Origin of the sequence: Burkholderia sp. Ax-1720 (genome assembly GCF_011753035.1) — a bacterium.
In the GTDB taxonomy this organism is placed as follows: Bacteria; Pseudomonadota; Gammaproteobacteria; order Burkholderiales; family Burkholderiaceae; genus Burkholderia; species Burkholderia gladioli.
Map to the genome: position 1 here is coordinate 1 of NZ_VWWK01000204.1, position 11,520 is coordinate 11,520.

General features: G+C 69.2%; 11 protein-coding genes. 3 read left to right on the forward strand and 8 right to left on the reverse strand.

Features of this window, described 5'->3' with window-relative positions:
* From F3J18_RS32235 to F3J18_RS32245, 3 genes are all read left to right on the forward strand, one after another.
* A partial coding sequence (locus tag F3J18_RS32235) for an FtsX-like permease family protein (protein WP_345892536.1) occupies positions 1-1,179 on the forward strand: 1,179 nt, incomplete at its 5' end.
* A 51-nt stretch (positions 1,180-1,230) separates the two neighbouring features.
* Positions 1,231-1,644: a group II truncated hemoglobin gene (locus tag F3J18_RS32240; RefSeq protein WP_025096483.1), complete on the forward strand. Its 414-nt coding sequence runs from the start codon at positions 1,231-1,233 to the stop codon at positions 1,642-1,644.
* A 340-nt stretch (positions 1,645-1,984) separates the two neighbouring features.
* A complete protein-coding gene (locus F3J18_RS32245; protein WP_166916154.1) occupies positions 1,985-3,244 on the forward strand; it encodes an MFS transporter in 1,260 nt (419 codons plus the stop codon).
* A 112-nt stretch (positions 3,245-3,356) separates the two neighbouring features.
* Here the strand turns inward: F3J18_RS32245 and F3J18_RS32250 are convergent, their stop codons facing one another.
* The 8 genes from F3J18_RS32250 to F3J18_RS32285 all read right to left on the reverse strand — a co-directional run bounded on the left by F3J18_RS32250 (position 3,357) and on the right by F3J18_RS32285 (position 11,437).
* The gene (locus F3J18_RS32250; RefSeq protein ID WP_166916156.1) at positions 3,357-5,228 is read right to left on the reverse strand and encodes a glycosyl transferase; all 1,872 of its coding nucleotides are present in this window, start codon (positions 5,226-5,228) and stop codon (positions 3,357-3,359) included.
* A gap of 342 nt (positions 5,229-5,570) precedes the next feature.
* Positions 5,571-6,329: an SDR family oxidoreductase gene (locus tag F3J18_RS32255; RefSeq protein ID WP_166916158.1), complete on the reverse strand. Its 759-nt coding sequence runs from the start codon at positions 6,327-6,329 to the stop codon at positions 5,571-5,573.
* 198 nt (positions 6,330-6,527) lie between these two features.
* Positions 6,528-7,112 carry a TIGR00730 family Rossman fold protein gene (locus tag F3J18_RS32260; protein ID WP_013698890.1) on the reverse strand — a complete coding sequence of 195 codons (585 nt, stop codon included), beginning with the start codon at positions 7,110-7,112 and terminating at the stop codon, positions 6,528-6,530.
* Entirely contained in the window at positions 7,109-7,822 is a 714-nt protein-coding gene (locus tag F3J18_RS32265) for a TetR/AcrR family transcriptional regulator (RefSeq protein WP_013698889.1), read from the reverse strand. Before F3J18_RS32265 ends, F3J18_RS32260 begins: the two co-directional genes overlap by 4 nt.
* 224 nt (positions 7,823-8,046) lie before the next feature.
* On the reverse strand, positions 8,047-8,604 hold the full coding sequence (locus tag F3J18_RS32270; RefSeq protein ID WP_166916160.1) for a diacylglycerol kinase: 558 nt from the start codon (positions 8,602-8,604) through the stop codon (positions 8,047-8,049).
* 8 nt (positions 8,605-8,612) lie between these two features.
* Entirely contained in the window at positions 8,613-9,647 is a 1,035-nt protein-coding gene (locus F3J18_RS32275; RefSeq protein WP_166916162.1) for a glycosyltransferase family 1 protein, read from the reverse strand.
* A gap of 43 nt (positions 9,648-9,690) precedes the next feature.
* On the reverse strand, positions 9,691-10,626 hold the full coding sequence (locus tag F3J18_RS32280; protein WP_025096477.1) for a UDP-2,3-diacylglucosamine diphosphatase: 936 nt from the start codon (positions 10,624-10,626) through the stop codon (positions 9,691-9,693).
* Positions 10,627-10,921: 295 nt separating this feature from the next.
* Complete coding sequence (locus F3J18_RS32285; protein WP_166916164.1) at positions 10,922-11,437, reverse strand: RDD family protein; 516 nt, start codon at positions 11,435-11,437, stop codon at positions 10,922-10,924.
* Between the last annotated feature and the right edge of the window lie 83 nt (positions 11,438-11,520).

Consider the following 11,520-nt stretch of genomic DNA (forward strand, 5'->3'; position numbering starts at 1 on the left):
TGGCTGGCCGCGCGCGCGGTGCGCGACGCGCGGGTCGGCGCCGGGCTCGGCTGGCGTTACGCGATCGCCTCGCTGCACCGGCGCGGCGGCGCCAGCGCGCTGCAGATCACCGCGCTCTCGCTCGGCCTGATGTGCCTGCTGCTGATCTCGATCACGCGCGACGACCTGGTCGCCGGCTGGCGCAAATCCACGCCGCCCGATGCGCCGAACCAGTTCCTGATCGACATCCAGCCCGACCAGCGGCCCGACGTGGTGCGCTACCTCGCCTCGCACGGCATCGACGACGCGCCGCTGCAGCCGATGGTGCGCGGCCGCCTGGTCGCGATCGACGGCAAGCCGGTGAATCCCGACAGCTATCCCGACGCGAACGCGCGCCGGCTGGTCGACCGCGAATTCAATCTCTCGTACACGACCCAGCTGCCGGACGACAATCGCGTCGTCGAGGGCCGCTGGTTCAGCGATTCGCCCAAGCCGCAGATCTCGATCGAGGCGGGGCTGGCCAAGACGCTCGGCGTGAAGCTCGGCGACACGCTGCGCTTCGACGTTACCGGCCTGACTGTCGACGCGCCCGTCACCAGCATCCGCAAGCTCGACTGGGGCACTTTCCGCGTCAACTTCTTCGTGCTGATGCCGCCGGCCGCGCTGCAGGATTTCCCGGCCATGTACATCACCAGCTTCCACCTGCCGCCCGGGCGCGCGCGCCTGATCGACGGCCTGATCGCGCGCCAGCCCGGCATCACGGCGATCGACGTGGCGCCGATCCTGGCGCAGATCGAGCGCGTGCTGCTGCAGGTGGTGGGCGCGGTGCAACTGCTGTTCGGCTTCACGCTGGCGGCCGGCATCCTGGTGCTGTACACCGCGCTGGCCGGCAGCCGCGACGAGCGCGCGCGCGAGGCCGCGCTGCTGCGCGCGCTGGGCGCCTCGCGCAAGCAGGTGGGGGCGGTGCAGCGCGCCGAGTTCGTGATCGTCGGCACGCTGGCCGGCGTGTGCGCGGCGGCCGGCGCGCTGGCGATCGGCTCGGTGCTGGCCACCCTGGTGTTCCAGTTCGAGCTGGCGCTCAATCCCTGGGTGGTGCCGGCCGGTATCGCGGCGGGCATCGTCTGCGCGGGCGCGGCCGGCTGGTGGAGCCTGCGCGCGGTGCTGTCGCGCCCGGCGCTGCGCACCCTGCGCGACGCCTGAGCGCGGCGACTGCGGTATCGTTGCGCTTTTCCGTGGATCGAGTATCGAGGCATGACTGACGATGTAAGCGACGAGGACGCGCAATCGAAACCGAGCGCGTTCGAGCTGGTGGGCGGCGAGGCGCGGGTGCGCGAGCTGATCGACCGTTTTTACGACCTGATGGACCTGGAGCCCGAGTTCGCGGGCATCCGCGCGCTGCATCCGGCCTCGCTCGAGGGCTCGCGCGACAAGACCTTCTGGTTCCTGTGCGGCTGGCTGGGCGGCCCCGACCACTACGTGAGCCGTTTCGGCCACCCGCGGCTGCGCGCGCGGCACCTGCCGTTCCCGATCGGCAGCTCGGAGCGTGACCAGTGGCTGCGCTGCATGGCCTGGGCGATGGAGGACATCGGCCTGGACCTGCCGCTGCGCGAGCGCCTGATGCATTCGTTCTACGACACGGCCGACTGGATGATCAACCGCCGCTGAGCGGCGCGACGCGATCGAGGAGACAGCCCATGCACGAGCCGGTGCATGGGCTTTTTTCATGCATCCGTCCCTCGATGTTTTCTTTGACAAACGCTCTTACGATATATATCTTTCGATATGTTTTTCGATATCCAGGCGCGAGAGGCGGGCTTGCCGCCATCCTGAGCTCGACCGAATGTCGGCGAAATCTGGACGCTTCGGCCGCAAGATAGGCGCGATGCGCCGCGCCGCGCGGGATATCGAGGCGGGCGGCGCGGCCGCCCAGACAAGGATCGACGATCAACCCCGAAACGCGTGGCGCTGGTGCCGCGCGTTTTTCCGATGGAGCGCAAGCAATCCAATGACAATCACGCTCAACCCGTTGCGCGAACGCACCCTGCTGTGGCTGCTCGCGCTCACGCAGTTCACCGTCATCATGGACTTCATGGTGATGATGCCGCTCGGCCCGCAGATCATGCATGCCTTCGCCATCACGCCGGCGCAGTTCGCCTCGGCCGTTTCGGCGTATTCGCTGTGCTCGGGGCTGTCCGGCCTGTTCGCGGCCACCTATATCGACCGCTTCGACCGGCGCCGCCTGCTGCAGGCGACCTACGCGCTGTTCGCGCTCTCGAACCTGGCCTGCGCGCTCGCCGGCAATTTCCACCTGCTGCTGCTGGCGCGGGCCTTCGCGGGGCTCACCGGCGGCGTGCTCGGCGCGATCGTGATGGCGATCGTCAGCGACGTGATCCCGGTGGCGCGCCGCGGCGCGGCCACCGGCGTGATCATGACCGCCTTCTCGATGGCCGCGATCGGCGGCGTGCCGGCCGGCGTGCTGCTGGGCGCGCACTTCAGCTGGAGCGCGCCGTTCCTGCTGCTGGTGGTGCTGTCGGTGGCAATCTGGCTGGTCGGCACGCGTGTCGTGCCGCCGCTGGCCGAGCATGTCGGGCAGCCCACGCCGCTGTCGCAGGTCCTGCCGCAGTTGTTCAGCCTGCTCAGCCTGCCGCGCCACCTGAAGGCCTTCGCGCTGACCTTCGTGATGATGTCAGGCCACATGCTGGTGATCCCCTTCATCTCGCCGATGCTGGTCGCCAATCATGGCGTGCAGCCGCAGCAGTTGTCCTGGCTCTACATGGCGGGCGGCGCGGCCACCTTGCTCACCTCGCGCTGGATCGGCCGGCTCTCCGATCGCTACGGCAAGCGCCAGATGTTCCGCGTGACGGCGGTGGTGTCGATGCTGCCGGTGCTGCTCGTCACGCACCTGCCGGCCATGCCCTTCGTGGTGCTGATCGCCTTCTTCGGCTTCTTCATGGTGGCGATGTCGGGCCGGATGGTGCCGATGCAGGCCCTGCTCACCACCGTGCCGGAGCCCGCGCGGCGCGGCGCCTTCCTCAGCGCGAACAGCGCCGTGCAGGCGCTGGGCATGGGGATCGGCGCCTGGGTCGGCGGGCTGCTGCTGGCGAACGGGCCGAACGGCACGATCGTCGGTTACGGCTCCAACGGCTGGCTGGCTGTGGTCATGACGCTGATCACCATCGTCTGGGTCGCGCACGTGAAGGGTTCCGGGCACGACACGCCGATGCCTTCGGGGCCGCAGCCGGCCGCGGCGGTGGCCGAATCCTGAGCATCGAGGGCGTGCCGGGCGATCGGGCATGAGCGCCCGGCACGCATGACGACAAAGGGCGCCACGTGATGAACGTGGCGCCCTTTGTCATGGAGCAGGCAGCGCAAGCGGTTCAGCGGCCCGGCGTGTCGGCCGGCGTGCGCACGTAGACGCGCAGCAGTTCGTCGTCGTCGCCGGGGCGCGCGCCCTGCCAATACGGCTCCCACTCGTCGCCGAGCTTCGGCGCGACCGAGCGCGGGCTCTGCACGATCAGCCAGGTGCAGTTCGTCTGGTTCGGATCGGTGACGGGGCGATGCTCGATGTCGGCGAAATAACGCAGCATCGGGGCCTCCGATTCGCCGAGCCCGAGGCTCGCCATGCAGTCGCCCTCGTTCCATTGCTGGGCCAGGCTGCGGTCGAGATCGACGAACACCGAGCGATAGCTCTTCGCCGCGTCGAGCCAGGGCAGCAGCAGGGTGAAGATCAGGCCCCAGACCAGCACCACGCCGGCGGCCCAGGACAGCGCGCCGCGCCACTTGCCGGTCGAGCGCAGCCAGGGCAGCAGCCAGACCCAGCCGAGGGTCAGCGCCAGGCCGGCGAAGGCGAAGGGCAGTTGCAGCGGCGTGGTCCAGTCGAGCGGCAGCCAGCGGCCGAGCCAGCGGATCGGCTCGCGCGAGGCGTGATACGAAGTGATGATCGACCAGACATACCAGGCGTAGATCGCCACCGCGCCGAACACCAGCCGGCTGGCGTAATCCCAGCATTGCGCGAGGCGGCGCGGCAGGCGCTCGACGGCGTTGGCCGCGAGCAGCGCGAGCGGCGCGATGAAGGGCAGGATGTAGAGCTGTCGCGAGGTGGCCGACATCTGCAGCACCATCATGCCGATCCCGCCGAACAGGGTGGGCAGCGCCACCGCGGGTTCGCGCCAGGCGCGCCAGCGCCCGGCCGCGAGCGCGTAGGCGGCCAGCGGCCCGACCGGGAAGCCGACCGTCAGCAGCGCGCGCCAGATGAACAGCGGCTTGTCGTTCTCGGCGCCGAGCTCGGCCACCGAGAAGCCGAAGAAGCGCCCCACGTTGTTGTCCCAGAACCAGGTCATGAACAGCGTTTCCGAGCGCATCAGCAGCGCGATCGGCCAGATCAGCGCGAACGGCGCGAGCACCAGGCCCGCGATGCCGAGCGAGCGGAAGAAGGCGCGGCCGCGGCAGGCCGGATACAGCAGCATCACGGCGGCGAGCGTCGCGCCGAACACCAGCGGCACGAACAGGCCCTTGGCCATCAGCGCCATGCCCACGCCCAGGCCGAAGCCGGGCGCCGCGAAGCGGCTCGCGCGACGGCGCATGACCGCCTCGCCGACCAGTTCGAGCAGCGAGGCGAAGGCGATCGCGGCGCCGGCCATCAGCGCCACGTCGGTCATCATGTCGTGGACGTGCTTGACCACCACCAGGGTGCCCGCGCAAAGCGCGAGCGGGCCGAGCACCTTGAGGTCCAGCCAGCGCGGCGCACCGCTGGCGATGCGCGCGGCGCGGGCGGTGAAGCCGAAGGCGAGCGCGGCGAACAGCGCGCTGGCCAGGCGTGCCGCGTCGTGCAGCGGCAGGTAGCGGCCGAACAGCCAGGCCAGCGTGGCGGCGGTCCAGTCGTAGAGCGGCGGCTTCTCCATGAAGGGCTGGCCGGCGTTGCTCGGCACCACCAGGTCGCCGGTGTCGAGCATGTGCTGGATGATGCCGAAGGTATAGGTCTCGTCCTGCTTCCACGGATCGTGGCCGACGATGCCGGGCAGCAGGTAGGCGCAGGCGATCGCGATGGCCAGCGCCCAGACGCGCCAGCCGGCCTGCGCGAACGCGGCGGGCCAGCCGGGCGCGTCCGCGGCGGTATTGGACCAGGGCAGCCTCAGGCCCGGCGCGGCGCGGCGGCCGGCGCCCGACGAACTGTCCTGGGGCTGGACGGCATGACGAATCGGGGCGCGCGCGGACGAGCGCGGGCCGCCGGGAGTGGAAGGTCCCTGCATCGAAAAACGTCTCAGAAGTCGGTTGTTCGACCGGCTGCCTGGCTCGGTCGATTGTCGTGCCGTGAGGAAGGCGGGATGGCGGTGCGAGCCGCGATGGTCGCTAGTAGACCATGTTTTTATTACGGCTTGTTACGAAAACTGTCGCCCGAATGTGCGATTTTTTCGCGCATGTGCTGTTTTGTGATTTGTACGTTTGCGCTGTCGTTTTCGCGACACAGGGCGAGGGTGGCCGCGGCCCGTGCGCCGGGCGGAATCGCCCGTCCGTCATGGAGCCGGGCGCGAGCGGCGAGGCGCGCCGGCGCCGATCCTGGCCGCGCCTGCGCTCACCGGCAAATCAAGCCCTCAACGTCCGCCGCCGACGTCGACCAGGGTACCCGTCACGTAGGACGCGGCATCGCCGAGCAGCCAGACGATCGCCTCGGCCACCTCGTCGGCGCGGCCCGGGCGGCCGATCGGCGTCTGCGCGCCCAGCCGTGCCGCGCGATCGGGCTGGCCGCCGCTGGCATGGATCTCGGTGTCGATCAGGCCGGGGCGCACGGCATTGACGCGCACGCCGTGCGGCGCGAGTTCCTTGGCCAGGCCCAGCGTGAGCGTGTCGACGGCGCCCTTGGAGCCGGCGTAGTCGACATATTCGTTGGGCGAGCCCAGCCGCGCGGCCAGCGAGGAGACATTGACGATCGCGCCGCCGCGGCCGCCGCGATCGGTCGGCAGGCGCCGCGCCGCCTCGCGCGCGCAGAGGTAGGCGCCCAGCACGTTGACCTCGAACATGCGCGTGAGGCGCGTCAGCGCCATCTCGGCGAGCGGCTGCGGCGCGGAGACGATGCCGGCGTTGTTGACCAGCGCGTCGAGCGGGCCGAGTTCGCGCTCGACATGATCGAACATGGCGATCACCTCGGCTTCGACGGCCACGTCGCCGCGCACGGTGGTGACGCGCGCGCCGCCGGCGCGCAACTCGTCGGCCAGCGCTTCGGCCGCCGCGGCGTCGCGCGCGTAGTTGATGCCGACGGCCCAGCCGCGCGCGGCGAGCAGGCGCGCGGTGGCGGCGCCGATACCGCGGCTCGCGCCGGTGACGAGGACGACCTTGCTGTTCGATGCGGACATGACGAAGCGACTCCCGGTGAATGAGGGCTGAGGGGGACGATGGCGGGGGCGAACGACGGGACGGCGCGCTGGCGCTGCATCACGCGAGGCCGCCAGGGGAAGACGATACCGGCCGGCGCGAGAGCGCGCCAGCCGGCATGGCGATGAAGCGAAGGGGAAACGCGAGGATGGCCGGGGCGGCTTGCGCGGCCGGAAGACTCAGGGCGCCTCGCCTACCGGCGTCCACTTGTCGCGCGTGGGCGGCTGGTAGCGGCGCAACTGGTCGAGCAGGCCTTCGGGGTTCGCGTCGATGCAGAGCGACTCCACGTAACTGCCCGCCATGAAACCTTCCTCGACGGTATGCCGCAGCATCGTGACGAGCGGGTCGTAGAAGCCCTCGACGTTGAGCAGGGCCACCGGCTTGCGGTGATACCCGAGCTGGGCCCAGGTATAGACCTCGAAGAACTCCTCGAGCGTGCCGGCGCCGCCGGGCATCGCGACGAAGGCATCGCTGAGGTCGGCCATCATCTTCTTGCGGTGATGCATGTCGGGCACCACGTGCAGCTCGGTCAGGCCGTGATGGCCGACTTCCTTGTCGACCAGCAGCTTGGGGATCACGCCGATCGCGCGGCCGCCGGCGGCCAGCACCGCGTCGGCGATGATGCCCATCAGGCCGACCCGGCCGCCGCCATAGACCAGCGTCAGGCCGGCCTGCGCCAGCGCCTGGCCGAAGGCGCGCGCGGCCTCGGCATAGACGCCGCGCGTGCCTGCCGAGGAGCCGCAGTAGACACAGACCGACTTCATGATTTCGCGTCCTTGGGCGCGCCGCGAGGCGGCAGGTAGTCGTGGAATTCGCGCTTGGGCAGCTTGCCGGAAACCAGATCGTCGAAGATCTGTCGCGAGCGGCCGCGCAGGTACGGCGCCATCACCGAGATCACGTGCATGCTGACCTGATGCAGCTCGTCGCGGATCGCGTCCTGGTCGTTGTACTTGCGCGGGTGCATCACGTACTGGTACGAGAGCCAGTAGGTGGAGATCACCGCCATGTTGGTGGCGATCACCTCGATCTCGGCCGGCGTGGCCACCAGCTCCTCGTCGGACACCAGCAGCTCGCACATCTCGCGCGCGAAGCGCACCTTGTGGCTGATGATCTGCTTGAAGTGGGTTTCCAGCGTGCGGTTGCGCGCCAGCAGGTCGTTCAGGTCGCGATACAGGAACCGGTAGGTCCACATGAAATCGGCCATGTACTGCAGGTAGGACCAGGTCTCGTCGATGGTCGGACGATGGTCCTCGGGGAAGCGCAGTCGCCGTTCGATCTGCTGCTCGAACTGGGCGAAGATGCTGTTGATGATGTCGTCCTTGTTGCGGAAATGGTAGTACAGGTTGCCTGGACTGATTTCCATTTCCTCGGCGATCGTGGTGGTGGTCACGTTCGGCTCGCCGATCTCGTTGAATAGCTTCAACGACAGCTCGAGGATCCGTTCACGCGTGCGGCGGGGAGGTTTCGCTTCCATGTGTCGTCCGGCCCTGAATGTGCCGGACTGGCGGGCGCTGCATGAGGATGCTGCGTATTCGTCCGGCTCGGGTTAGCTGTTTTTCGAGACTATCGGCCGATTATAAACGGTCGTTCGCTTTCTCGGCGCTTTTCGTCGCACGAGCGGAACAATGGGAAAAGCAGGCGCCGATCGTTGCCGTTGCGGCACGAATCGGCAAGGATCGGCGCGCGTCGATCGACGAATCAGTGGCCGAGCCAGCGCGACACCACCGGCCAGAGGATGAAGCCCCAGGTCGCCAGGCAGGCGCCGAGCGCGACCGTGACGGCCGCGCTGCCGAGGTCCTTGGCGCGTTTCGAGAGCTCGTGGCGCTCCAGCGAAATCCGGTCGATTGCCGCTTCCACGCTGGAGTTCAGCAGTTCGACGATCAGCACCAGCAGCACCGAGCCGATCAGCAGCGCATGCGAAACCGCGTCGACCGGCATGAACAGGCCGACCGGCACGAGGATCGCGGCGAGCGTCAATTCCTGGCGGAACGCGCTCTCCTCGCGGATCGCCACGCGAAAGCCGTTGACCGAATGCTTGAGCGCGTACCAGGCGCGCGTGAGCCCGCGATTGCCCTTGTAGGGGTTCGGCGGCAGCGGCGCGAGCGGGTCGTCGGTGCCGAGCGGCTCGTGATGCTCGTGCCCGTCGTGCGCATCGTGGGAATCGTTATCGGCATGCGGATCGCGCGCGAACGCGGCGGCGTTCAGCGCGGGACGGCGCAGCGGCGACGGGGACGGAGCGGGCGCTTTCGCGCGCATGGCAGGTTTCAAACGGCGGCGCCTTGAGGTTGGGAGCTGGCGGTGTTCGGCAGCGGCTTCAGGTGCGAGGCGAACTGCTCGGAGGCGGCGCGCCACGAGAAGCGCTCGGCCCATTCGCGCGCGGTGGCGCGATCGATCTTCAGCGCTTCCAGGCAGGCCTCGCGCAGGTCCTCGTTCATCGCGCCGGCGTGGCCGCCGCCGAGCACGTCGACCGGGCCCGTCACCGGGTAGGCCGCCACCGGCGTGCCGCAGGCGAGCGCCTCGAGCAGCACCAGGCCGAAGGTGTCGGTCTTGCTCGGGAACACGAACACGTCGGCCGCCGCGTAGACCTTGGCGAGCTCCGCCTGCGACAGCACGCCAAGATAATTCGCCTCAGGATAGCGTGATTTCAGCTCGGCCAGCGCGGGGCCTTCGCCCGCCACCCACTTCGAGCCGGGCAGGTCGAGCTTCAGGAAGGCCTCGACGTTCTTCTCGATCGCCACGCGCCCCACGTAGAGGAAGATCGGGCGCGCCGTGTTCAGCACCTTCGATTCCATCGGCTCGAAGATGTCGAGGTCGACGCCGCGGGTCCACAGCACCACGTTGTCGAAGCCGAAGGATTCCAGGTCCTGCTTGACCACCGGGGTGGGCGCCATCACCGCCAGCGAGGCGCCGTGGAACCAGCGCAGGAAGCGGTAGGTGCCCGACAGCGGGATGCCGAAGCGCGCCTGCACGTATTCGGGGAAGCGCGTGTGATAGGCGGTGGTGAAGGGCAGCTTGTGGGCGCGCGCGTAGCGGCGCGCGGCCATGCCGAGCGGGCCTTCGGTGGCGATGTGCAGCGCGTCGGGCGCGAACTCGTCGATGCGCGCGCGCAGCTTGCGGTACGGGAACAGCGACAGGCGGATCTCGGGATACGTCGGGCAGGGGATGGTGCGGAATTCCAGCGGCGTGAGCAGCTCGACGCGATGGCCGAGCGCGCTCAGCTCGCGCGAGGTGCTCTTCAGGGTACGCACGACGCCGTTGACTTGCGGCTCCCACGCATCGGTGACGATCATGATCTTCATGCAGGCATTCCTGTAGGGTGCGGGACGCGGGACAGCAGGGGGCTCACGCGGTGGCCTTCGCCTTGCGCGAGGTGGTGACGGGCGGCGATTGCATCACCGTCCAGTAGACGATCTTCAGCTCGCCCTCCATGGTCTCGACCAGCGCCGACAGGCTCTCCACCCAGTCGCCGTCGTTGCAGTACAGCACGCCGTCGATGTCGCGGATCTCGGCCTTGTGGATATGGCCGCACACCACGCCGTCGCAGCCGCGGCGCCTCGCCTCGTCGGTCATCACGTTCTCGAACGAGGAGATGAAGTTCACGGCGTTCTTGACCTGGTGCTTCAGGTACTGCGACAGCGACCAGTACTGGAAGCCGAGCCGGCTGCGGATCCGGTTGAACCAGCGGTTCAGCACCAGGATCAGCGTGTAGGCGGTGTCGCCCAGGTAGGCGAGCCACTTGGCATGCTGGATCACGCCGTCGAACAGGTCGCCGTGGACGATCCACAGGCGCTTGCCGCCCAGCGTGGTGTGGAAGGCCTCGCCGCGCACCTGGATGTCGCCGAAGGCGAGGTCGCAGAACTGGCGCGCCGCCTCGTCGTGGTTGCCGGGGATGTAGATCACCTGGGTGCCCTTGCGCGCCTTGCGCAGGATCTTCTGCACCACGTCGTTGTGCGCCTGCGGCCAGTACCAGCCCTTGCGCAACTGCCAGCCGTCGATGATGTCGCCGACCAGGTACAGGTACTCGGAATCGTTGTGGCGCAGGAAGTCGAGCAGGTAGGGCGCCTGGCAGCCGCTGGTGCCGAGATGGATGTCGGACAACCAGATGGTGCGGTAGCGATGCGCGGGTCCGTCGGATTCGTCGTGATGGCCGACGCTGGCGCTGGCCGGTGGCGGCAGGCTCGCGTCACCGCCGGCCGGGCCGGAAAGGAACGCCGAGGCTGCCGCACGGGCGCCGGCCGGGTCTTGGAAGAAGGTAGTCGCGGACGTTTTGAGGCCCATGCGTGACTCGCGCCGGTTGGGATAACCGGCATTGCGCCATGCGAGGATGACTGTGCCATGACAGTCACGGGACGTTCTTATTACGTTCTTTCGGCGCGGGAAACGATGGCGCCGACAGGCCCGCCGGGCATGGAGGAGGCGTGATCGCCCGAGCTTCGGCGAGCCTGATGCGCCGATGCGACAGTGGCGCCGCAGCGCCGCGCGACCGGCTGGAGAGCGATCAATGATCGGAGGATTGCGGCCGGCCGCGACGGTATTTCGGCCCGGCGAACCGGCGTGGCGGGAGGCCGGCGATTCAGCGCGGCTGCGCCACCACGCGCGTGCCGGCGAGGCGGTCGTGCGGGAACTGGCGGGCCGGATCGAGCCGCGCGGCGAGCGCCCACAGCACCACCCAGGCGGCCGTCACGGCAAGGGTGGCCGGCACCGGCAACTGCAGCAGCGGATGCAGGGCGAGCGGCGGCAGGAACCACAGCCAGCCGAGCAGGTAGCGCAGGATCGCGCGGGGTGCCGAGAGCGGGGCGCCGTCGGCGGCCACCAGCCTGAGGCGCCAGGTCTTCATCGGCAGCGTCTGGCCGCCGTGGGTCCAGAACCACACGAAGTAGGCGCCGACCACCAGGGCAATCCAGGCGGCGAGCAGGCGATGGTGGACCAGGCCGTTGCGCTGCTGGAACACCAGCGCGAAGGCCAGCGCGGCGAAGAACACGATGCCGAACAGCAGCACGCCTTCGTAGAGCAGGGCGGCCAGGCGGCGGCCCACGCCCGGGCGGGGGCCGGCCGGTTCGATGGGGGAGGTGGCCGGCGCGTGGCTCACGAGCCCTTGAAGATCGACGGCGCGTCGGCCGGCGAGACCGGCAGCGGCGCGGGCGGCTGGACCGTGCCGGAGGCGGCCGTGGT